Genomic DNA, 22764 nt, shown 5'->3' on the forward strand with positions numbered 1-22764 from the left:
TGGCCGAACGCAGGCTTTGGAGCGTGGGTAACCCGGCAGGACGCCGGGTTAGCCGTCCTGGGCCAAGGATGGCCCATGACGGCGGCCCACGGTCCAAAGCCGGAGTGAGGGCACACCGAGCCTAAGCGAGGTGCCGAGTGGTGGGGCAAGAGCGTTTTGCTTACTTTTGCGCTTTTCAAAAGTGAGCCGCTGTAAGAGCGGAACCGATATCAGCCATCACCCAAAAAACGGATATGCCCCCCAACCCCAAAGACGCATACGTCATCCAACGTATTCCCCGCCCAACCCCATCCCCGTGAGACTGCTCCCGACAGCCAACCCACCCTCCGGGAGCACCTCGATGACCGACACCCTGATCAAAGTCGACCTCAACCAACCCGTCACCGAAAACGAACAGATCCACAACCGTTGGCACCCGGACATCCCGATGGCTTGCTGGGTCAAACCCGGCGATGACTTCATCCTCGAAACCTACGACTGGACCGCCGGCGCCATCAAGAACAACGACGACGCCAGCGACGTGCGCGACGTCGACCTCTCCACCGTGCATTACCTCTCCGGTCCGGTGGGCGTACACGGCGCCGAACCTGGCGACTTGCTGGTGGTCGACCTGCTCGACATCGGCGCCAAGGCCGACTCCCAGTGGGGCTTCAACGGCTTCTTCTCGCGCCAGAACGGCGGCGGCTTTCTCACCGATCACTTCCCCAGCGCGCAAAAAGCCATCTGGGATTTCAAGGGCATGTTCACCAGCTCCCGGCACATCCCGGGCGTCAATTTTGCGGGCCTGATCCACCCCGGCCTGATCGGCTGCCTGCCCGACCCGGTGATGCTCGCCGACTGGAATCGTCGCGAGCAGGAGCTGATCGACACCAACCCGACCCGCGTCCCACCCCTGGCCAACGCCCCGCTGGCCGCCACCGCGCACATGGGCAAACTCAAGGGCTCGGCCCGTGATGATGCCGCCGCCACCGGTGCCCGCACCGTGCCGCCCCGTGAGCATGGCGGCAACTGCGATATCAAGGATTTGTCCCGCGGCTCGAAGATCTATTTCCCGGTGTACGTCAACGGCGCCGGCCTGTCGGTGGGCGACTTGCACTTCAGCCAGGGCGACGGCGAAATCACCTTTTGCGGCGCCATCGAAATGGCCGGCTGGGTGCACATGAAGGTCGAGCTGATCAAGGGCGGCATGGCCAAATACGGGATCAAGAACCCGGTGTTCAAGCCAAGCCCGATCACCCCGAACTACAAGAACTACCTGATCTTCGAAGGCATCTCCGTCGACGAACAGGGCCAGCAGCATTACCTGGACGTCAATGTCGCTTACCGCCAGGCCTGCCTGAATGCGATCAACTACCTGACCAAGTTCGGCTACTCACCGGCCCAGGGTTATGCGTTGCTCGGCTCGGCGCCGGTGCAGGGGCATATCAGCGGCGTGGTGGACATCCCCAACGCCTGCGCGACGTTGTGGCTGCCGACTGAAATCTTCGAGTTCGACATCAACCCCAATGCCAGCGGCCCGACCCAATTCCTCGACGGCAGCATCGACCTGCCCATCGCTCCGGACCTGTAGCCATGCCGACCTACGAATATGCCTGTGAGTCCTGCGGCACCTTCACGATGCTGCGGCCCATGGCCCAGCGTCACGAACCCAGCCAATGCCCGTATTGCGACGGCCCGGGCGGGCAGTTGCTGCTGTCGGCGCCGGCGCTGACCACGCTGTCGGCCAATCAGCGCAAGGCCATAGCCGGTAACGAGCGCAGCGCCCATGCGCCGCAAACCGTCGGCGAATATCAGGCAGCGCGCAAGCACCCGGCGGGCTGCAGTTGCTGTGGCACCAGCAAGCCGGTGGTGCCGAGCAAGGCCAACCCGCTGGGGCTCAAGACCAGGACCGGGCCACGGCCCTGGATGATCAGTCACTGACCGAGGAGATTTGCAATGCGCCATGGCGACATTTCCAGCAGCCCGGATACGGTCGGCGTTGCTGTCGTGAACTACAAGATGCCGCGCCTGCACAGCAAGGCCGAGGTCATCGATAACGCGAAGAAGATTGCCGAGATTATTGTCGGCATGAAGCAGGGTTTGCCCGGCATGGACCTGGTGGTGTTCCCCGAATACAGCACCATGGGGATCATGTACGACCACGACGAGATGATGGCGACCGCTGCGAGTATTCCCGGCGAGGAGACGGCGATTTTCTCCGCGGCCTGTCGCCAGGCCAATACCTGGGGCGTGTTTTCCCTGACCGGTGAACGCCACGAGGAGCACCCGCACAAGGCGCCGTACAACACGCTGGTGCTGATCAATAACCTCGGCGAGATCGTCCAGCGTTACCGCAAATGCATTCCGTGGTGCCCGATCGAGGGCTGGTACCCGGGCGATCGCACCTACGTGTGCGACGGGCCCAAGGGCATGAAGGTCAGCCTGATCATCTGCGACGACGGCAACTACCCGGAGATCTGGCGTGACTGTGCGATGAAAGGCGCCGAGCTGATCGTGCGCTGCCAGGGCTATATGTACCCGGCCAAGGAGCAGCAGGTGCAGATGTCCAAGAGCATGGCCTGGGCCAATAACTGCTACGTGGCGGTGGCGAATGCGGCGGGGTTCGACGGGGTGTATTCGTACTTCGGGCACTCGGCGATCATCGGCTTCGATGGCCGTACCCTGGGCGAGTGCGGCGAGGAAGAGATGGGCATTCAGTACGCCCAGCTGTCGGTGTCGCAGATCCGCGATGCGCGGGCCAACGACCAGTCGCAGAACCATCTGTTCAAGTTGCTGCACCGTGGCTACACCGGCATGCATGCCTCGGGCGATGGGGACAAGGGCGTGGCGGATTGCCCATTCGAGTTCTATCGCACCTGGGTGCTGGACGCGCAAAAGGCCCAAGAGAATGTCGAGGCCTTCACCCGCAGCACCGTCGGTGTCGCCGAATGCCCGGTGGGGCAGTTGCCCCACGGCGGTAAAGAAAAAACGGCGGGTTGAGGCATGCGGTTTACTTTTGAACCGGCCCAGGTCATGGCCTTGCTGCGCAGCCGTATCGTTGGCCAGGACGCAGCCCTGGCCCAAATGGAAGGGTTGCTCAAGGTGGTCAAGGCCGATATCGGTGAGCGTGAGCGGCCGTTGAGCGTCAACCTGTTCATGGGGCCTACCGGGGTCGGCAAGACGGAAATCGTCCGGCTGCTGGCCCAGGCGTTGCACGGGCGTGCCGACGGGTTCTGCCGTATCGACATGCACACCCTGGCCCAGGAGCATTATGCCGCCGCACTCACCGGTGCACCGCCGGGTTATGTCGGCAGCAAGGAGGGCATCAGCCTGTTCAACAGCGAACTGATCCAGGGTAGCTACAGCCGCCCTGGTATCGTGCTGTTCGACGAGTTGGAGAAAGCCAGCCAGGAGGTGGTGCGCAGCCTGCTGGGCATCCTTGAAAACGGCCAGCTGACGCTGGCGGGCGGCACTCGTACGCTGGACTTTCGCAACAGCCTGATCTTCATGACCAGCAATATCGGCGCCCAGCAGGCGCGTCGGCACCGGCAACGCTTTGCCCCGTTGCGCTGGTGGGGGCGCGGTGAAGCGGGGGTGTTGGAGGACGCCTTGCACCGCCACTTCGAGCCGGAATTTCTCAATCGCATCGATCGTATCCTGATGTTCGAGCCCATCGACCATCAGTGGCTTGAGGCGCTGCTCAAGGTGGAACTCGGCAAACTCAATCAACGCCTGGCGGCGCAGCACCGATCATTGGTGCTGGATGAATCGGCACGTGCCTGGCTGTGCCGCGACCATGACTTACGGTTCGGCGCCCGCGCCTTGGGCCGCCGATTGCGGGTGGAGCTGGAGCCGGCGATTGCCGAATGCGTATTGCGCGACCCGGGTGTGGGCCCCATGGGCGCGACTGTCGACAGTGATCGTTTGGTGGTTTCGCAACAAGCGGCTTGCAACAAATAAATTCCAAGCTAATATAACCCGGGTAAAACAATATATTCCGGGTAAAAGTCATGAGCGCATTACACTGCACCGCTTTCCTTGGCCACCAACGCGTGGCCGCCGGCTCTTATGCCGACGTCGCCAAAAACCTGAAAAACCTCGACCTGTCGACGGGCAGCTTGCTGGTGTTTGATGACGCCAGCGGCGTTCAAGTCGACTATCCCTGGCCCGCCGGTTACGCACCGCAGCAACCGACCGTCGCGGTGACGGAGGCCGACGTGCCGGCGTCACCTGCTGTAGGCCGTCCGAAGCTGGGGGTGGTCGCCCGTGAAGTGACCTTGCTGCCGAGGCACTGGGAGTGGCTCGGACAACAACGCGGCGGCGCCTCGGCGGCCTTGCGCCGGTTGGTGGACGAAGCGCGCAACGCCCATGCCGAGCACGATGAGCGGCGCCAGGCGAAGGAGTCCAGCTATCGTTTCATGAGCGCCATCGGCGGCGACCTGCCAGGTTTTGAAGAAGCCTCGCGGGCGTTGTTTGCCCAGGACGGCGCGGAATTTTCCAACAAGATCGCGCACTGGCCGGTGGATGTGAAGTTGTACCTGGCCTGGTTGTCACGCAACGCTTTCCCTGCCTAATTGCATTGAGATCCGAACCTCATGGAAGTCACCCAGCAACGACCGTTGTGGCAGATCTACCTGATCTTTCTGGCACCCATGGTGCTGTCCAATTTCCTCCAGAGCTTTTCCGGCACGCTGAACGGGATCTATGTCGGGCAGATGCTCGGCACCCAGGCGTTGGCGGCGGTGTCGGGGATGTTCCCCATCGTGTTTTTCTTTATCGCCCTGGTGATCGGCCTGGGGGCGGGCGCTTCGGTGCTGATCGGCCAGGCGTGGGGCGCGCAGGAAACCTCGATGGTCAAGTCGATCACCGGCGCCACCCTGACCCTCGGCGCCCTGATCGGGGTGATCGCGGCGGTGCTGGGCAGCGTGTTTGCGCGCCCGGCAATGCAGGCCCTGGGCACACCGGTGGATGTGCTGGATGACGCGGTGGGTTATGCGCAGATGATGATGCTGATCATGCCGCTGTTGCTGGTGTTCATCCTGTTCACCCAACTGCTGCGGGGCGTGAGTGACACGGTGTCGCCCTTATTGGCGCTGATGGTGTCGACCACCGTGGGCCTGGTGCTGACCCCTGCGCTGATCAAGGGCTGGCTGGGCCTGCCGCCGATGGGTATCCAGAGCGCGGTGGTGGCGGGGTTGGTGGGGAATGCCCTGGCGATGACGTTCCTGGTGCTGCGCCTGCGCCATAAAAACCACGTGATGGCGCCGGATCGCCAGTTGATGGCGGCGCTGCGGCTGGATCGGGTGATCCTGGGCAAGGTCCTGCGTATCGGGTTGCCCACTGGGTTGCAGATGGTGGTGCTGTCGTTGTCGGAGCTGGTGATTCTGGCGCTGGTCAACAGCCATGGTTCCCAGGCGACGGCGGCGTATGGGGCGGTGACGCAGATCGTCAACTATGTGCAGTTTCCGGCGTTGTCGATTGCGATCACGGCGTCGATTCTGGGGGCGCAGGCGATCGGGGCGGGGCGCCTGGAGCGGATCGGGCCGATCCTGCGTACGGGGATTTTGATCAACCTGTGCCTGACGGGTGGGTTGATAGTGCTGGGGTATGTGTTGTCGCACTGGCTGTTGGGGTTGTTCATTACCGACGTGGATGCGCGGGTCAAGGCCGAGCACCTGCTGCATATCATGCTCTGGAGCATCCTGGTGTTCGGTTTCCAGGCCGTGGTGGGCGGGATCATGCGGGCCAGCGGGGTGGTGCTGGTGCCGGTGGGGATCTCGATCGTTTGCGTGTTGGGGGTGGAGTTGCCGGTGGCGTATCTGCTGAATGCGCGGTTTGGGCTGGAAGGGGTGTGGATGGCGTTTCCGGTGACGTATCTGGCGATGTTGGGGTTGCAGACGGCGTATTACCGGTTGGTTTGGCGGCATAAGCAGATCAAGCGGTTGGTGTGAGTGTGTGGGGTGGCGCGGGTACCTATTCGTCATATAGGTACCGGCCATCCAGGACTATCAGATTGATGACGCAACGCTAAGACGCGTAAGCGTTTGCGCCAAGGTCTCGTTTTCGGACATCGGCTTATTTGAAGTTGGTATCGGCGATCGGCATGATGCTCGCTACACGCCAGCCATCCTTGCCCATGACCAGCGTCTGGCTGATCAGGAAGGTGCTGTCGGTAGGTGTTTCACCGGCGTGGCTACGGGTGAAGGTGATCGGCACCATCAGTTGCGCAACGTTATCGGCCACCAGCACCACGCTGAAGTGGCTCATGTCGGGCTTAAGTTGCCAGGCGCCCTGGTAGTACACCTTGAGCTTGCTGACCACCGCATCCGGCCCCCAGTTTTCGCCACCTCGGGCGTACCAGAGCATTTTTGGCGAGTCCCAGAGCATTGCCTTGATCTGGGTGAGGTCGTGGGCGTTTTGAGCGGCGACAAACCGGGTGAAGAAGGCGCGAGCGTCATCCTCTTTGGCTGCGGCGAAGCTTGTGGTGGCGCTAAGCAGGCTGAGCAAGGCGCCGAAGGCCAGGGCATAAGGTTTCATGGAGTTCCTCGGGAATCGGGTTGAGTGACCTGAGGTTTAGCCTAGGCTCGGGCAGGGCGAAGCAAAGGCCATTTAACCCTCGTTTCTGGACATTCCCGATGCCGCCGTTTCCGACCGGCTTCTTGCCGTGCGCCGCATCACCTGCGGCGGTTTGCCGAATTCGCGGATAAATGCCCTTCGCATGCGTTCGCTGTCGCCAAAGCCGGTCTGGCGGGCAATGCCTTCGATAGGATGACGGCCGTCCTGGATCAGCACCAAGGCTGTTTCGATCCGCAGCTTTTCAATGGCTTTGGCTGGGGATACGCCGGTCTGTGCTCGAAACGCCCTGCTGAATTGGCGCAGGCTTAAATGGGCTGCTTCGGCCAGTTCGTCGAGGCTCAGGCTGCGATGCAGGTTATTGCGCGCATAGGCTATGGCAGTCTGGATACGGTCGGTCTTCTGTTCCATGTCCAGCAGTGCCGAGGACTGTGGCTGCCCCCCGGCACGGCGGTTTTGCAGGATGAAGGTTTTCGATACCGCCCGCGCTACCGTCGCGCCAAGATCGGCTTCGACCATCGCCAGGGCTTGGTCGATGCCAGCGGTCATGCCGGCGCTTGTCCATAGCGAACCGTCGACGATAAACAAACGCTCCTCTTCCAGCCGCACCTTGGGGTAGCGTTTGCGGAATTCTGCCGCGAAAAACCAGTGGGTGGTCGCTCGCATACCGTCAAGCAAACCGGCTTGGGCCAGGAAGAAGGTTCCGGAGCAGGTGGCGGCCAGGCGTCGGCTATTTCTGGCAGCCTGACGCAGGTAATCCAGCAAGCCGGGCGTGAATTCGCGGTCATTGCCGCCACCGATGATCACCGTGTCGAATGCAGTCTTGCCGAAGGCTTCAGTCTGCACCACCACGCCGAGTGAACTGCGTACCGGCCCGCCGTGCTCCGAGATCAGACGTACGTCGTAATGGGTTTTACCCAATGCATTATTGGCACTCTCGAAAACTGACAGTGCAGAGAAACTCATGACGCCGAAACCGGAAAAGGTGATGAAACCAATGCGTTGCATGAGGCGCTCCAAAACCGTCTGATCTGTCAATCAAGGTGACAGACAGATTACCTGAAGCGGATTTTTTCCCGTAGTACCGCGTCGGTAAAGTCATTGACGCCGTTACCGCAGCAACGGGTAAATACCCCGGACCAATCCATCCACAAATCCCCCCACCGGTCTCAATCAGCGTCGCAACTCGTTGCTGAAATAACGACTCGGCACCTCACCCAACACACGCTTGAACACCGTCGCAAACGCACTCGGGCTGCTATACCCCAAATCCAGCGCCACCCTGGTCACCGGTTCCCCATTGCCCAGCCGCACAATCCCCGCCAGCAGGCAGGCTTGCTGGCGCCACTGCAGGTAACTGATACCCGTGGCTTGACGAAACTGCCGGGTAAACGTCCGGCGGCTCATCCCCGCGCCGAAGGCCATGGCATCAATGCTGACCTCCAACGAAGGCCCAGCCAGAAACTCTTCGCAGGCCTTCGCCAATCGAGGCTCGGCCGGCAACGGCGCACACAGCGGCAGCACCGGCATCCGGGCGATCTCGTGCAGCAGCAAGCCCATCAAATAGCTGTCGCGGCCACCCATCGCGTAACGCGCAGGTACCTCGACGGCCTTCTCCAGCAACTGCCCAAGCAGCGGCGACACATCCAGCACCTGGCACTGTTGCGGCAACTCCAGCCGCCGCGCCGCCTGCGGGCGAATGTAGGTGTTGAGCATCGTCACCGGCCCGCGCATCAGCATGGCGTGGGACACATGCGGCGGCACCCAGATCGCGCGGCGGGGCGGCACCACCCAGTTACCGATGGCACTGTAGACGGTAATGACACCCTGGCTGGCATAGGCCAACTGGCCTCGCGGGTGCGCGTGGGCGGGGAACAGCTCGCCGTCGGCATAGTCGATGGCGGTCACGACCACGTCGCGCGGGGTGTTTTCGTAGGGATGAATATCGGGCATGGCCTGATTCTAGCCTTTGTTGGCCCACAATCGCAGGCGGGCCATCGCGGTTTACGAAAAAATCTATCTGATGCACGGCCTCCTGTCGTGCCACCGAGTCAATGGACCCGTCACGATGAAGCAAAAACACCTGTTACTGGCCGTCCTGGTGACGGCTGTGTGGGGACTCAATTTCCCCATTACCAAACTCGGCCTGGCCGAGATCAACCCGCTGTTGCTGACGGCCCTGCGGTTCACCCTGGCGGCGTTGCCCTGGGTGTTTCTGGTGCGCCGGCCCCAGGTCGCGGTGAAGTGGCTGGCGGCCTATGGCTTGATATTCGGCGTGGCGATGTGGGCCTTGATCAACCTCGGGATCGCCATGGGCGTGCCGCCCGGCAGCGCGTCGTTGCTGATCCAGTTCAGCGCATTTTTCACCATGGGCTGGGGCGTGCTGCTGTTTCGTGAAGGCCTGTCCGTGCCGCAATTGATCAGCGTGGCGCTGGCGGCCATGGGCCTGGTGGGCATGCTGTTGAGTGTGCAGGGCACGGCCACGATGCTGGGGTTTGCCTTGGTGCTGTTCAGCGCGTTGGCCTGGAGCATCGGCAATATCATCATCAAGGTCTCCGGGGTGCGGGAGATCTTTGCCTTCGTGGTCTGGGCCAGCCTGTTTGCGCCGTTGCCGCTGGTGCTGTTGACGTGGCTGCTGGATGGCTCGCAAGCCTTTATCGCTTTGCCTGCTCAACTGAACGGCGTGGCGTTGTTCTCGCTGGCGTTTCAGGTGTATGGCGCGACGCACTTTTGTTACTGGGGCTGGAACCTGCTGTTGCGCGAGTACCCGGTTTCCCGGGTGGCGCCCCTGTCACTGCTGATCCCGGTGTTCGGCATCGTCAGCTCAATGCTGATCCTGGGTGAGCGCCCCGGGGTTTCGCAGTGGCAGGCCATGGGCTTGATCCTCTTGGCCCTGATCGTCGGCCTGAAGAAGGGGCGCCCGTTGTGGGTCAGGCAGGACGGTCACGCTTGAGCAGGCCATACAGCGCGCTGTCCGAGATCTCGTCGCCGACCACCCAGCGCTCGCGCAGCAAGCCTTCGCGGACGAAACCCAGGCGCTCAAGCAGCTTCGCGGAGCCCAGGTTGCGTGGGTCAATGTCGGCTTCAAGGCGGCGCAGCCCGGCGGTGTTGAACCCATGGTCGATCACCGCGCGGGCGGCTTCGCTCATGTAGCCCTTGCCCCAATGCTGGCGGCCCAGGGTAAAGCCGATTTCAGCGCGGCGGCATTGCTCGTCGACATTGAACAGGTCGCAACTGCCGATCACCTCGCCGGTGGTCAGCAACTCCACCATGCACACCAGGTCTTCACCGGCAATCGAGGCTTCCATCAGTTGGCCGAAGCGTTCAACGGCCTGCTCGGCGCGGGTCATGGTGGGAAAGGAAAAGTAGCGCATGGCTTCGGGATCGGACCAGATGGCAAACAGCGCGCGCCAATCATCCTGATGGGGAGGGCGCAGGCCCAGGCGCTCGGTGGTGAGGAGAAAGGGGGCGAAAAAGGGCAGGGTCATAAGGTGCTCGTCCGTGAAAGTCACGGGCGAATGCTGCCGGGATTGGGCGGGTTGTACAAGGGTCAAGGAAAGAGGACGACGGCAAGCAATTGCCCTGCTTAATAGGAAGCATTACTATTCACGTCCAGCCTCCCCAGTGCTTCCTTGATGACTCCTCAGCCGCCCCGCAGAACAGGCTTTTTCGAGCACTACGAAGAGTTGATCGGGACCTGGACGCGCCGCCTGAGAAACCGTCAGCAGGCCGAAGACCTGGCCCACGACACTTTTGTGCGGGTGCTTGAGTCCAACGCCACCAAGGTTGAGCAACCTCGCGCCTATCTGCATCAAACGGCGCGCAATATCGCCGTTGACGCCTATCGCCGCGAGGACCGGCGGGAGGCGATGGCCCTGGAAGCCTTTGATCAGAGTTCGCCCCACAGTGGCGACCCGGAGCATTTCATGCACGCGATCCAGCTGGCGGATTCCATCGAGCGAGCCCTGGCCGAGCTGCCGCTCAATTGCCGCAAGATTTTCATCTGGCAGAAAATCGAGGGCCTGACCCAGCAGGAAATCGCCGAACGCCTGGGCCTGTCTAAAAACATGGTGGAAAAGTATATGATCCGCACCCTGCGGCATCTACGTGACCGCCTGGATGCGATGGCACCATGACCAATGCCCGCTTTGAAACAGGATCTTCCATGATGGATACCCGTGAGTGTGCCTGCGGCAGTGCGACGGCCCGCGACGAGGCGGCGCAATGGTTTGTGCGTGTGCAGGACAGCCCATTGAGCGCAGAAGAACGCGAGCGTTTTGATGCCTGGCGTGCAGAGCATGCCGAGCACCAGTACGAATTTGATGTGCTGCAAGGTTTGTGGAGTGCCACCGACCTGGTGCCCAAGGCGCGCTTGCAGGCGTTGTGCGATGCCCCGCAGCCGCGTGCGAAGCGCCGGCCCGTGCTGCGTTATGCAGTGGCTGCAAGTGTGCTGGCGGTGGCCCTGGGCCTGGGGTTGTTCAGTGGCCTGGATCATCCAGCGACGTATAACGCCGAGTACCGCACCGCACTGGGGGAGCGCCGGCAGGTGGCGTTGCCCGACGGCTCGCTGATGGACTTGAACAGCCGCAGCGTGGTGGCCGTGCACTATGTAAAAGGCCAGCGCGGCATCGAGCTCAAGCAGGGCGAGGCCATGTTCAGCGTCGAGCACGACACCAGCCGGCCCTTCGTGGTGGACGCCGGGGCAGGGCAGGTGACGGTCACCGGTACGCGTTTCGACGTGCGCCGCGATGACGACCAGACCCGCGTGGTGGTCGAGGCCGGTACGGTCAAAGTGCAAGGGCGCTCATCCGATGACATCGTGATGCTCACGGCCGGTCGGGGCACCCATGTGGATACCCGGGGCCAAGTGGCGGCTTCCTACGCCGTCAACCCTGAAGAGCTCACGGCCTGGCGCACCGGCAAACTGGTGTTCAACAACGCCACTCTCGGCGAAGTGGCCCGAGAGGTCTCACGTTACCGCGAGCAACCTTTGCGGGTCAGCGCGCCCGCGGTGAGCAACCTGCGCTTGACCAGCGTGTTCAAATCCACCGACACCGACGCCTTGCTCAAGGCCTTGCCGCACATTCTTCCGGTGGCCTTGCGCACCTTGCCGGACGGTAGCCAGGAAATAATTTCGCGATAGATTCAGGTTTTTTTCGAGTTCTTCGTCTTCTTGTGCAACTGCAACTGGTTTGCATTAACAGCCGCACTCTCTTGCGATCACAGGACTACGTTCGACGTGAAAAAACTCGCCATGAAAAACAATAAATCATCCCGCTGGGCACCCCTCGCCCTGGCGCTGGCCGTCAGCGCCGCACTGCCGGCGGCCTATGCTGACGATGGCATTCATATCCAGGCCCAGTCCCTGGGTTCGGCCTTGAGCCAATTGGGTCAGCAGACGTCGCTGCAAGTGTTCTTCAGCCCCGACATGGTGGCCGGCAAACAAGCCCCGGCCGTCGACGGCAACCTGTCGCCCGAACAAGCGCTGCGCCAGTTGCTGCAGGGCAGCGGCCTGGATTACCAGATCGATGCGGGCTCCGTGACCCTGCGCCCGCTGGGCAAGGGCACCGGCGAAGCCGGTTCGCCGCTGGAGTTGGGTGCCACCGACATCAAGGTGGTTGGCGACTGGCTCGGCGACGCGAATGCCCAAGTGGTGCAGAACCACCCGGGGGCGCGCACCGTGGTGCGCCGTGAAGCCATGGTGGAGCAGGGCGCGATGAACGTCGGTGACGTGCTGCGGCGCATTCCCGGGGTGCAGGTACAGGAGGCCAACGGCACCGGTGGCAGTGATATTTCCCTCAACGTCGGGGTACGCGGCCTGACCTCGCGTCTGTCGCCACGCTCCACGGTATTGATCGACGGCGTACCGGCAGCGTTTGCACCCTACGGCCAGCCGCAGTTGTCGATGGCGCCGATTTCCTCCGGCAACCTCGACAGCATCGACGTGGTGCGTGGCGCAGGCTCCGTACGTTATGGACCACAGAACGTCGGCGGCGTGATCAACTTCGTCACCCGGGCCATCCCGGAAAAATTCTCCGGCGAAGTCGGCACCACCCTGGAAACCGCGGCCCACGGCGGCTGGAAACACATTGAAAACGCCTTCATCGGCGGCACCGCCGACAACGGTATCGGTGCTGCGTTGCTGTATTCCGGGACCAAGGGCGATGGTTACCGCGACCGCAATAACTCCAACGACATCGACGACGTGATCTTCAAGACCCACTGGGCGCCGACCGATCAAGACGATTTCTCGCTGAATTTCCACTACTACGACGCCAGCGCCGACATGCCCGGCGGCCTGACCCAGAAGCAGTACGACGCCAACCCGTATCAATCGGTACGTGACTGGGACAACTTCAATGGCCGGCGCAAGGATATGTCCTTCAAGTACATCCGGCAGATCGACGACCGCACCCAGGCTGAAGTGCTGACCTACTATTCCGACAGTTTCCGCGGCAGCAACATCGCCAACCGCGACCTGAAGACCCTGGGTTCCTACCCGCGCACCTACTACACCTTCGGCATCGAGCCGCGTGTGTCCCATGTATTTGACCTGGGGCCGAGCACCCAGGAAGTCAGCGTCGGTTATCGCTACCTCAAGGAAGGCATGCACGAGCAGGCCACCAGCCTGGCGCTGGTCAACAACGTGCCGACGCCCGTGGGCCAGAGTGACGGCCACGTGTACCAGGACCGTACCGGTGGCACCGAGGCCAACTCGTTCTATATCGACAACAAGATTGATATCGGCAAATGGACCGTCACCCCGGGCATTCGCTTTGAGCAGATTCGCACCGAATGGCACGACCGTCCGGTGGTAGGCCTCAATGGCGCCACGGTTCAGGAGAAGCGCCGCGAGATCCACAACAACGAACCGCTGCCGGCCCTGAGCGTGATGTACCACGTCTCCGATGCCTGGAAGCTGTTCGCCAACTACGAAACCTCCTTCGGCAGCCTGCAATACTTCCAGCTGGGCCAGGGCGGTAACGGCGACCAGACCGCGAACGGCCTTAACCCGGAAAAAGCCAAGACCTACGAAATCGGTACCCGCTACAACGACAGCGTCTGGGGCGGCGAAGTGACGTTGTTCTACATCGACTTCTCGGACGAGTTGCAATACGTCAGCAACGATGTGGGCTGGACCAACCTCGGCGCTACCAAGCACGAGGGCATCGAAGCGTCGGCCCATTACGACCTGTCGAACCTCGACCCGCGCCTAGACGGCCTGACCGCCAACGCCGGCTTCACCTACACCAGGGCCACCTCCGAAGGCGACGTTGCCTTCAAGGGCCGCGACTTGCCGCTGTACTCCCGTGAAGTGGCCACCCTGGGGCTGCGTTACGACATCAACCACTGGACCCACAACCTGGACGTCTATGCCCAGTCCGGCCAGCGTGCGCCGGGCACCGGTACCACCTACATCACCCAGCCGACTGCTGATGGCCAGTACGGGGATATTCCCGGCTACGTCTCGGTCAACGTGCGCAGCGGTTATGACTTCGGTGCGCAACTGTCGAACCTGAAGCTGGGCGTCGGGGTAAAAAACGTGTTCAACCAGGAACACTACACCCGCTCCAGCGACAACAACTCCGGGATCTACCTGGGTGAACCGCGCACGTTCTTCGTGCAGGCCAGCGTCGGCTTCTGATGCGTGCCTGATCCCAGGTATCGACAGTGACGAGGGGGCGCAAGCCCCCTCGCCATAGCCCTTCTTCCTACTCTTTTTCTAACGATTTTCTGCGTCCGCAGGAACTGAATCCGACAGGTCTACCACACAAGGAGGTGCCCACTTTCCATGGGATACCTTGTATCGCCGAGGTGTCTTTGAGCCGGGAGTGAATCGTGTCAATACGCCGAACTGGAGATGCCTATGTCGGTAACCTTATCCAACTCAACTGTTGCCAACCCCTCTGATAACGCCGCGCAGCCGCATACTGATGCCGCCACATCGACGCAGTCACGCTCACGCTCCGGGCAGGGGTCGATCCACATCAGCTTCAACGTGCCACAGAATGGGATCGGCCCGGGATATTCGAATTGGACGACGACGCAGAGCACGATGGATCCCCATGGTGCCGCCAACAACTCATTCCGGGCGTCCTATGCAAACTCGTTCCTGGGCGGGCTGATCGGACAGCTTCAGGACTTTCTGCACAAGCTGTTCAATCCGTTCCGGCCTCACCCCGGTTATGGTCGTCCTGACCCTTCCATTCCACTCAGGCCTCTTCCCGGACACTGCCGTCCGACCCCCTGCAAGCCTGACCCGGGATACGGTCGCCCGGACCCACACTATTCGAGGCAAACCCCCGATCAACTGGGGAACCTCCTCAAGAAAAAATTTGATGCGTTCACGGTGCCGGGCCAGCCCTTCATCACAAAACAAAGCCTGGAGGAGATGGCGGGCAGACGGTTGACCAACGACCAGGACCGTAATGAGAACATTCTGTTGGCCCGGGAACTGCTGCGACGCCCAGACGTAATACAAGCCTTTGACCGAGCCGGCAGGACCGGTGATCTGGATGGTCGAATCTCCCGGCGGGACCTCAACGCCGTGCTCGACTCCGGCAACGCCTTGAAGTACAAGACCGACAAACAGCTCGCCGAACAGATGTTGAAGGACTTCGACGCCCTGAAGGGTATCTGGAGCCGCTCCATCAGTATCAAAGATTTGAAAAAATTGGCCGCATCGTCGTCGAGCGACCCAAAGCAACAGCGGCTCATCGAGTTGGCCAAGGAAGTCACTCAGCGCTCAAGCCTGTTAACGCTGATGGACTCTCTTGACCGGTATGACGGCAAGATCGGCAGAGCCGCCCTGCGCCACCTCTCTCTGAACCTGTTTTAGCTCGATCACGCCGCGACCCTCTCGCGGCGTGATGACCCGCCTTGATCAATCCGCTGCTTTCAAACTCTCAGCCAGGGCTCAGACATGGCTACACCTTCGTGTGGATCGCACAATCCTGGCTATCAGCCAGCCTGTCTTGCGCCGACGGGCAGCGATACCCTGCAACCGCCCCCCGTTGCCGCACCGGGCAAACGGTGCGAAGAGGGCGCCGAAGCCCGGCGAGTGAAGAACTTCACCGGGCAGCACACGTTCCAGGCGCCGGCGGCTGACGACTTCATCAAAGGCATGTTGCCGCACGGGCAGTTGCCTGCCTCCCACGCGCCTGGGTTACGCCCGTTGCGCGCGGTGATGGGCGCTATGGTCGCAGCGATCAAAGACCTTTGGCAGGAGACAAAACCGACCTCGCCAGGGTCTCGAAAAGCCGACTGATTCTTCGGTTTTTACATGTTGTCATTGGAACGCTGCTCTATCTCGGAACCATTGCCACCGGCACACCACACACCTTTGGCCTGTTTTCACCTGAGCGATACGGCGATTGCCGGGATGATGACCAGGTCAATGTGGAACCGGAAAATGGTGGAGATGAATCATGACAATCAACGGCGGGTCGGTCTGCCAGCACCTCGGTGCTACACCCTGTATTGCCCCGGCACTGGACGGCGGTACACGGGCAATTCACGCCGCTTCAAGTGAACCCGGTGAGGCTGCGCGAAAGCACAGCCATCAATCCGGCGGGGCGCCTGTCCGCTCATCAGGCTATCGGCCTCCTTTGCGGGGGGAGAGTCACTGCAGGAGTCTGCTGCAACACCTGGGGCTTCAGAACGAAGTGGCCAGCCGCCTCCGCGGGCCCAATCCCTACATTCGTTTGCCGGACAGCGATTTGGTGAGCGCGGCGAACGCCCAATTTGCCATGCTGAAAAAACTCCATGAGAACTGACGGACTGAAGCTGTCTTCACTGCAACGAATCGCCAGTAAAAAGCTCGGTGCCAGCCGAGAGGCCGACAGCGCTATCCTGCTTGCCAAGGCGATCATCCAGCGTCCGCGCCTGATCGATGCGATCCTCGACCAGGACGGCTACATCACCCGCGAAAGCCTGGCACAGGCCGAGAACGTCGTGTTCGGCAACAGCGATCCCAGTGCCTTCAGCCCGGACCCTTTCCACACAAAAAACAATGCCGATCTCGTCCGTCTGTTCAAGGAAATGTTCACCGAGTTACGGGACCGGTCGCGGGACCGCATGGGGTTTTTCGAGCAGATCTGCTACGTCAACATCGAGGTGCTGGCGATGATGAGCAAAGACCCGGATGAGCTCGACAGCCATGGCCAAGTTGTACTGGACCCGGCCACGGGGCTACCGAAGAAGAAATACGACGAACAGCAGGTGTATATGGCGAAAAACCTTGTGGACCGGCCGGGCTTGTTGCGGTCGCTGGAAAACACCGCCGACAGCGGTCGGCGAATTTTCGGCAGCCATCACCAGGCGGGCTGGCTCAGCAACAAAACCCTTGATCGCTGGCTGGAACTCCAGAAAGCCAAATGATCCCGGGTTGACGCCTCAATATACGAGGCGTGATGGGGCTGGGTGGTCAGACCCGCAGTATTTTCCCGCTGATCGCCACACCGATCAGCAGTACGGCAATCAGCACAAAGGCAGTGCTCAAGCTGCTGCCATGGGCGATGAAGCCGATCACCGCAGGGCCGGCGAGAATGCCGGTGTAGCCCAGGGTGGTGATGGCGGGCACGGCAATGTGTTCCGGCATGACGGTCTGCTTGCCGACGGCGGTGTACAGCACCGGTACGATGTTCGAACACCCGGCACCGACCAATGCATACCCCAGCAGGGCAGTTTCCCACGCAGGGAATAGCGTCGCCAACAGCATGCCGCCGGCGGCGAGCGCGCCGCCGAATACAATCACCCGGGTTGCGCCCAGGCGGCGAACTATCCTGTCGCCGGTAAGGCGCCCGACCGTCATGGTCAAGGCAAAGGCTGCGTAGCCAAGGCCCGCATAGGCCTCGTCAAGGCCGCGTTCGGCACTCAGGAACACCGCGCTCCAGTCCAGCACGGCGCCTTCGGCAAGAAACACGATGCAGCACAGGCAGCCGATAAACAGCACCACGCCGTGGGGCACGGCAAAGGCCGGCCCGGAGCTTTCACTGCCGTAAGGCAGCAGGTGTGGCCCGGCCTTGAGCAAGGCCACTACGATGACGACGATCACGGCGAGGGTGGCCTGCAACGGCGACCAGCCCAACCCCAGCAGCCCGCTGACACCTGCCGCCCCGACGATCCCGCCCAGGCTGAACAGCCCGTGGAAGCCCGACATCATGGTCTTGCCGCTGGCTCGTTCGACCATCACCGCTTGCAGGTTGACCGTTGAGTCCACCGTGCCCAGGCCGGCACCAAACACAAACAGCGCGGCCATCAGCAAGGGAATCGAGGTGACGGTGGCCAGCATCGGCAGGCCCAGGCAGATCAGGAGGGTGCCGCCGGTGGCCACTCGCCGGATACCGTAGCGCGACGCCAGGGCCCCGGCGACCGGCATCGCGATCATCGAGCCCACCCCCAGGCACAACAGCAAAAGGCCGAGGGTGCCCTCATTGAGTTGGGCGCGGGCCTTGGCATAAGGCACCAGTGGTGCCCAGGCGGCGATGCCGAAGCCGGCGATGAAAAACGCGATGCGGGTCGACATTTGTTCCAGCCGCCCGGGTACCACGGGCGCTGGGGTGCTGATGGCGGTCATGAAAAATCCTTGGTTTTGCGTTCAACGAACGATGTGCAGCGCAACATCCTTGCACATCAGGCCGTATCGAGCGAGCCGGGTTCCCTTGGCATGCCTGAACACAGGGCCAAACATTTTTTCCAGGATCATGGAACGCGACGGGCCTTTCCAACCACTATCAGTTCGTAGGACAAGTAACCACTTGAGGTGCGAGGTGGCCTGGAAGGTGCGTAATCCCCGCGAGAACTGGTGAACCCCGGGCTTCCAGCGACGGATTACCACCTTCCAGGCCGATCCTCTCACTTCAGCAGCCGCGCCAGTTTCGCATCCCGCACCTGCAACACTTCAAACAAGCCCAGGGCCTGCAGGGCGGGGAGGGCTTGCAGGATGTCCTGTTCGGCCAGCAAGCGCTGCTCGTCCGGGGTGGCCGGATCGCACCAGGTTCTGGCGTTGGCGAGGAATGCGCCCACCGTGCCTTTGCGCACGGTCACGCCATTGAATTGGCCTTGGTCGAGATGGTCGGGAAGCACGTCTTCTGCACGCATGGCGGAGCCCTCAATGAATGAATCCGCAGTCTGGGCGTGCGCAAATGGCTACACTGCCTTATCCAGGTCATTCAATACGGTAAAGCTGCCATATGCCGTCAACACTCGTTTCAGCCCAGCTCGCCAATGCGATCGGCGGTCCGTTGCTGGTGGCGACGTTGCGCAGCAGTCCGGTAGCACGCACCACGGCCCTTCATCAGCATGCCCGCGGGCAATTGCTCGGAGCCCAGCGCGGGTTGTTGTCGGTGCAGGCGGCGCACCAGCATTGGGTAGTACCGGCCACCCACGCGGTGTGGATTGCCCCCGATTGTTCCCACGCCTTGCGTTCCCACGGGCCGTTTGATGGCTGGAGCGTGTATGTCGAACCCCAGGCGTGCGCAGGGCTGCCCCGACAGACGTGCGTTATCGCCACGTCGGCCTTGTTGCTGGAAGCCGTCAGGCGCGCGGCAACCTGGAGCCAGTTGCTGCTCGAGCCGCCTCAGTCACGGATCGCCCAGGTGATCCTTGATGAAATCGCCGGGTTGCCCCAGGAGCCATTCGGCTTGCCGCTGCCCCGGGACCCGCGCCTGTTGCGCATCGCCCAGGCGCTGGCCGACAGTCCCGACGACAACCGCCTGCTGGAACACTGGGCGCAGTGGGCCGGTGTCTCGCCGCGTACCCTGGCCCGGCGGTTTGTTGCCGAGACCGGGTTCACCTTCAGCCAGTGGCGCCAGCGCGCACGGTTGTTGCGCGCCCTGGAGTTGCTGGCGGCGCATGCACCCGTGACCCGGGTTGCGCTGGACCTGGGTTATGAAAACGTCAGTGCCTTTATTGCGATGTTCCGGCGTACGTTCGGGACGACGCCGGGGCGGTACTTCACGGATGGCGCAAGCGACTACGGGCATACACCGCCACAATCACGAAACACCCCATAGGCAACAGGTAAGCCAGCGCCACTGTGCTGTTGTCCGCCACCTTGCCCATCAAGTAGGGCATCAGGGCGCCGCCGACGATCGCCATGATCATGAACGAACTGCCGCGCTTGGTGTGCGGCCCGAGGTTCTTCACGCCCATGGCGAACAGCGTCGGGAACATGATCGACATGAAGAAGAACACCGCGATCAGCGCGATCACCGAGATACCTTCCAGGCCGATCACCACCAGGCCGCACAACGCGATATTGATCAGCGCATAAATCAGCAGCAGCTTCTGCGCGCTGACCCGGCCCATCAGCCAGGTACTGAAAAAGCGCCCGAACATGAAGGCCAGCATTGCGATCGACAGCAGGTAGGCGGCTTGCTGATTGCCCATCTGTGCCCAATGCTCGGTGACGTAGTTGATGAAAAATGCGCCGACTCCGACCTGGGCCGCCACATAGAAAAACTGCGTGATCACCCCACCGACGAACTCCCGGTGCTGCCACAGACCCTTGCCGGCCGTCGGTTGCAGTGCCTGTTCCTGTGCGCGCAAATCCGGCAGCGGCGTGCGGGCGATCAGCAGCGCCACCAGCAGTACCAGAACCGCGATCACCACGTAGGTGGTCTGCAACGAACTCATGTCCGAGGCCGGTGTGCTGCCGGCGCTGAAGAACATCGCGCCGCCAATCAGCGGGCCGAAGAACTGGCCAAGGCCATTGAATGATTGCGCCAGGTTCAACCGCCGCTCGGCGCCCTGTGGTTCGCCCAGCACGGTGGCATAGGGGTTGGCAGCGGTCTCCAGGCAGCCCAGGCCGCAGGCGATGACAAACAGCGCGAACAGGAAAAACGGAAAGCTCGCCGCCGCGGCCGCCGGCATGAACAGCAGCGCGCCCGCCGCATACAGGCACAGGCCCAGCAGGATCCCGGCCTTGTAGCCGTGGCGGTCCATCAACAACCCGGCCGGCAAGGCGATCAGGAAGTACGCGCCGAAATAGGCGCTTTGCAACAGCCCGGACTGGGCCTTGCTGACGTGCAGGACTTCCTGGAAGTGCTTGTTCAGTACGTCGAGCAAACCGTAGGACAAGCCCCAGAGGAAAAACAGACTGGTCACCAGCATCAGCGCCCAGCGATAGGTCGGCACGGCACGGGTGCCTGGCAGGTGTGTATCTTTGCTTAACATGACGCTTCTCCTGTTGTTTTTATGGGATCAAGGCGTGCGATGCAGCGGGTATCAGGGTTGGTCGGTAAGGCGGAAAATCTGCTCCAGGGGCTGCCATTTGCCGCCGGGGTCAGTCCACGGCGTGGGGGCCTGGAAGCGCCACATCAGGGTTTCCCAGGCTTGCACGTCGGGGTTGGCGCGTGCAGCGTGGTCCAGCCCTTCGAAGCTGAACCCGGCCGCGGTGTCCATGACCATGAACAGCCGCGTGCCCAGGCGCCAGATCTGCATTTCCAGGATTTGCTGGCTGCGCAGATGCTCTGCCACGGCAGGCCAGATGCGTCGATGCAGCTGCTGGTACTCGGCGATCAATGCCGCATCGTCGATCAGGTCCAGCGCCAGGCAGTAACGTTGGCCGCTCATGTCAGCGCCCGGTCGAGGTGGGTGTAGCCTCCATCCACCACCAGCCACTGTCCGGTGGTGTGGGAGGCGCGGGGTGAGAGCAGGAACAGCACGCTGTCGGCAATTTCCTCGGGAGTGGTCATCCGTTTGCCCAAGGGGATTTTTTCGACGATGGCGGCGAGCTTGGCCTCGGGGTTGTCGAAGCCGTCGATCCAGCGTTGATACAGCGGCGTCAGCACCTCGGCGGGCACCACGGCATTGACCCGGATGCCGAACTCCAGCAAGGAGGCGGCCCATTCCCGGGTCAGTGACAGCTGCGCACCTTTTGCGGCGGTATAACCGCTGGTACCGCCCTGGCCGGTGAGGGCCGTCTTGGAGCTGATATTCACGATTGCCCCGCGGCTGGCCTTGAGGGCATCGAGGCACAAGTGGGTCATCAAGTAGTAATGAATCAGGTTCTTTTCCAGGGATTCGACGAACGCTGCACGGCCCGCATCCAGGCCCACGCCGTCGTTGACCCCGGCGTTGTTCACCAGGCCGTCGATGCGTCCGAAACGTCGCAACACTTCGTTGACGGCTGCGCGGCAGGCGTCCTCATCGCGCAACTCGACACGGATGAAGTGGCTTTGACCGTGCTGCTCAAGCTCGGCCGCGAAGGCCGGCGACAACGGTTGATGGCCGAAAATTACCGGGATTGCGCCTTCGGCAATCAATCCCAGGGAAATGGCGGCGCCAATCCCCGAGCCGCCGCCGGTGACGATGATCACGCGGTCCTGCAAATGCAGATTCATGGGCAGTTTCCTTCAAGGTGATAGACCCGCTGGGCCGTGCCGCCCCAGATGGCCTGCTGTTCATCGGGCGACAGTGGGCCGAGGGTTTGTTGCAGCAATTGGCAGGTGCCCTGGTATTCCCCGGCCAGCAGGCACACCGGCCAGTCCGAGCCGAACATCAGGCGCTCGGCGCCGAACAATTCCAGCGCCAGTTCGATGTAGGGGCGCAGGGCTCGGGCGTTGCGTTGCTCGGGCCCGGCTTCGGTGAGCAGGCCCGACAGCTTGCAACTGACATGGGGCAGGGCGGCCAGTGGCGCCAGGTGTTCGGCCCAACCGACGGGGCCGTTGGCGATGTCCGGTTTGCCCAGGTGGTCCAGCACCAGATGATGCCGGTCGTGGCGCTGGCACAGGGCTGTCGCGGCGTCGAGGTCGGCGCAGCGGATCAGCACCTCGTAGACGTAGCCTTGTTGCTGCAGGTGCTGCAGGCCACGGGAGAACCTGGCGTCGGCCATAAAGCTGGCAGGCGTAGGCTCATCCTGAATCTGATGCCGAAAGCCCTTGAGTCCCGGTGCGTCGCGCCACTGTTCCAGGTGCTGTTCCAGGCGTGGGTCGCACAGGTCGACCCAGCCGACGACGCCGAGTATCCATGGGTGCTGCCGCGCCATTTCCAGCAGCGCGTCGGTTTCCTGCTCACCGGCGCGGGCTTGCACGGCAATGCAGCCATCCAGGTCGGCAGCGTCGAGCAACGGCCGCAAGTCCTGTGGGAGAAAGTCCCGCCGCAGGTCAGCCTCAGCCGTACCGATCCACGGATAATCAGCGGCCCGGTAGCGCCAGAAATGCTGGTGCGCATCGAGCCTCAAAGGTGATGGGGACGACATTGTTATTG

General features: G+C 62.1%; 24 protein-coding genes. 14 read left to right on the top strand and 10 right to left on the bottom strand.

The features are described from left to right. The first annotated feature begins 340 nt into the window (after nt 1-340). From fmdA to ACW9I6_RS04675, 6 genes are read left to right on the top strand one after another with little or no spacing between them, the layout of a single operon-like run. Nucleotides 341-1570 (top strand): formamidase, encoded by a 1230-nt coding sequence (gene fmdA, locus ACW9I6_RS04650; protein ID WP_003218608.1) that lies wholly within the window; start codon nt 341-343, stop codon nt 1568-1570. Nucleotides 1571-1572: 2 nt separating this feature from the next. Continuing rightward, entirely contained in the window at nt 1573-1920 is a 348-nt protein-coding gene (locus ACW9I6_RS04655; RefSeq protein ID WP_008432727.1) for an FmdB family zinc ribbon protein, read from the top strand. A 15-nt stretch (nt 1921-1935) separates the two neighbouring features. Next, nucleotides 1936-2979: an aliphatic amidase gene (locus ACW9I6_RS04660; RefSeq protein ID WP_003218599.1), complete on the top strand. Its 1044-nt coding sequence runs from the start codon at nt 1936-1938 to the stop codon at nt 2977-2979. A gap of 3 nt (nt 2980-2982) precedes the next feature. Beyond that, nucleotides 2983-3939: an AAA family ATPase gene (locus tag ACW9I6_RS04665; RefSeq protein ID WP_457338944.1), complete on the top strand. Its 957-nt coding sequence runs from the start codon at nt 2983-2985 to the stop codon at nt 3937-3939. A gap of 50 nt (nt 3940-3989) precedes the next feature. Next, nucleotides 3990-4553: a DUF2239 family protein gene (locus ACW9I6_RS04670; RefSeq protein ID WP_457338945.1), complete on the top strand. Its 564-nt coding sequence runs from the start codon at nt 3990-3992 to the stop codon at nt 4551-4553. Between the two features lie 21 nt (nt 4554-4574). Further along, the gene (locus ACW9I6_RS04675) at nt 4575-5930 is read left to right on the top strand and encodes an MATE family efflux transporter (RefSeq protein ID WP_003218590.1); all 1356 of its coding nucleotides are present in this window, start codon (nt 4575-4577) and stop codon (nt 5928-5930) included. Between the two features lie 124 nt (nt 5931-6054). On the opposite strand, the gene ACW9I6_RS04680 is transcribed toward ACW9I6_RS04675, so the two are convergent. The 3 genes from ACW9I6_RS04680 to ACW9I6_RS04690 all read right to left on the bottom strand — a co-directional run bounded on the left by ACW9I6_RS04680 (nt 6055) and on the right by ACW9I6_RS04690 (nt 8505). Further along, entirely contained in the window at nt 6055-6516 is a 462-nt protein-coding gene (locus ACW9I6_RS04680; RefSeq protein ID WP_008432732.1) for a DUF4440 domain-containing protein, read from the bottom strand. Between the two features lie 72 nt (nt 6517-6588). After that, nucleotides 6589-7560, bottom strand: a complete 972-nt coding sequence (locus tag ACW9I6_RS04685) for a GlxA family transcriptional regulator (RefSeq protein ID WP_008432734.1) — start codon at nt 7558-7560, stop codon at nt 6589-6591. A gap of 165 nt (nt 7561-7725) precedes the next feature. Further along, nucleotides 7726-8505, bottom strand: coding sequence for an AraC family transcriptional regulator (locus ACW9I6_RS04690; RefSeq protein WP_177050828.1), 780 nt, complete (start codon nt 8503-8505; stop codon nt 7726-7728). A 115-nt stretch (nt 8506-8620) separates the two neighbouring features. Here ACW9I6_RS04690 and ACW9I6_RS04695 point away from each other — a divergent pair, with 115 nt between their 5' ends. Continuing rightward, nucleotides 8621-9505 carry an EamA family transporter gene (locus tag ACW9I6_RS04695; RefSeq protein WP_457338946.1) on the top strand — a complete coding sequence of 295 codons (885 nt, stop codon included), beginning with the start codon at nt 8621-8623 and terminating at the stop codon, nt 9503-9505. Here the strand turns inward: ACW9I6_RS04695 and ACW9I6_RS04700 are convergent. Beyond that, complete coding sequence (locus ACW9I6_RS04700) at nt 9483-10040, bottom strand: GNAT family N-acetyltransferase (protein ID WP_177041748.1); 558 nt, start codon at nt 10038-10040, stop codon at nt 9483-9485. The genes ACW9I6_RS04695 and ACW9I6_RS04700 overlap by 23 nt on opposite strands. A gap of 147 nt (nt 10041-10187) precedes the next feature. Here ACW9I6_RS04700 and ACW9I6_RS04705 point away from each other — a divergent pair, with 147 nt between their 5' ends. From ACW9I6_RS04705 to ACW9I6_RS04730, 6 genes are all read left to right on the top strand, one after another. Then, nucleotides 10188-10688, top strand: coding sequence for a sigma-70 family RNA polymerase sigma factor (locus ACW9I6_RS04705; protein WP_087693078.1), 501 nt, complete (start codon nt 10188-10190; stop codon nt 10686-10688). Nucleotides 10689-10720: 32 nt separating this feature from the next. Then, nucleotides 10721-11695 (top strand): FecR family protein, encoded by a 975-nt coding sequence (locus tag ACW9I6_RS04710; RefSeq protein WP_457338953.1) that lies wholly within the window; start codon nt 10721-10723, stop codon nt 11693-11695. A 96-nt stretch (nt 11696-11791) separates the two neighbouring features. Further along, entirely contained in the window at nt 11792-14197 is a 2406-nt protein-coding gene (locus ACW9I6_RS04715) for a TonB-dependent siderophore receptor (RefSeq protein ID WP_177009178.1), read from the top strand. A 222-nt stretch (nt 14198-14419) separates the two neighbouring features. Then, complete coding sequence (locus ACW9I6_RS04720) at nt 14420-15391, top strand: type III secretion protein (RefSeq protein WP_219405858.1); 972 nt, start codon at nt 14420-14422, stop codon at nt 15389-15391. 84 nt (nt 15392-15475) lie between these two features. Continuing rightward, the gene (locus ACW9I6_RS04725) at nt 15476-15820 is read left to right on the top strand and encodes a hypothetical protein (protein ID WP_023658960.1); all 345 of its coding nucleotides are present in this window, start codon (nt 15476-15478) and stop codon (nt 15818-15820) included. 497 nt (nt 15821-16317) lie between these two features. Further along, nucleotides 16318-16932, top strand: coding sequence for a hypothetical protein (locus ACW9I6_RS04730; protein WP_008432744.1), 615 nt, complete (start codon nt 16318-16320; stop codon nt 16930-16932). A 46-nt stretch (nt 16933-16978) separates the two neighbouring features. Here ACW9I6_RS04730 and ACW9I6_RS04735 read toward each other — a convergent pair whose 3' ends face one another. After that, on the bottom strand, nt 16979-18130 hold the full coding sequence (locus tag ACW9I6_RS04735) for an MFS transporter (protein WP_087693074.1): 1152 nt from the start codon (nt 18128-18130) through the stop codon (nt 16979-16981). Between the two features lie 278 nt (nt 18131-18408). Beyond that, a complete protein-coding gene (locus tag ACW9I6_RS04740) occupies nt 18409-18654 on the bottom strand; it encodes a hypothetical protein (protein ID WP_102369456.1) in 246 nt (81 codons plus the stop codon). Between the two features lie 92 nt (nt 18655-18746). Between ACW9I6_RS04740 and ACW9I6_RS04745 the strand changes: the two genes are divergently transcribed. Next, on the top strand, nt 18747-19568 hold the full coding sequence (locus ACW9I6_RS04745) for an AraC family transcriptional regulator (protein WP_457338947.1): 822 nt from the start codon (nt 18747-18749) through the stop codon (nt 19566-19568). Here ACW9I6_RS04745 and ACW9I6_RS04750 read toward each other — a convergent pair. The 4 genes from ACW9I6_RS04750 to ACW9I6_RS04765 are packed head-to-tail and all read right to left on the bottom strand — an operon-like array spanning nt 19510 to nt 22756. Further along, nucleotides 19510-20730 carry a sugar MFS transporter gene (locus ACW9I6_RS04750; protein ID WP_003219513.1) on the bottom strand — a complete coding sequence of 407 codons (1221 nt, stop codon included), beginning with the start codon at nt 20728-20730 and terminating at the stop codon, nt 19510-19512. The genes ACW9I6_RS04745 and ACW9I6_RS04750 overlap by 59 nt on opposite strands. A gap of 51 nt (nt 20731-20781) precedes the next feature. Then, a complete protein-coding gene (locus ACW9I6_RS04755; protein ID WP_177041749.1) occupies nt 20782-21129 on the bottom strand; it encodes an L-rhamnose mutarotase in 348 nt (115 codons plus the stop codon). Beyond that, nucleotides 21126-21899: an L-fucose dehydrogenase gene (locus ACW9I6_RS04760; RefSeq protein WP_003219518.1), complete on the bottom strand. Its 774-nt coding sequence runs from the start codon at nt 21897-21899 to the stop codon at nt 21126-21128. The genes ACW9I6_RS04755 and ACW9I6_RS04760 overlap by 4 nt, the downstream gene beginning before the upstream one ends. Next, entirely contained in the window at nt 21896-22756 is an 861-nt protein-coding gene (locus ACW9I6_RS04765) for an amidohydrolase family protein (protein WP_023658957.1), read from the bottom strand. The genes ACW9I6_RS04760 and ACW9I6_RS04765 overlap by 4 nt, the downstream gene beginning before the upstream one ends. Between the last annotated feature and the right edge of the window lie 8 nt (nt 22757-22764).

It is taken from the genome of Pseudomonas sp. SDO5522_S412, from assembly GCF_054071215.1.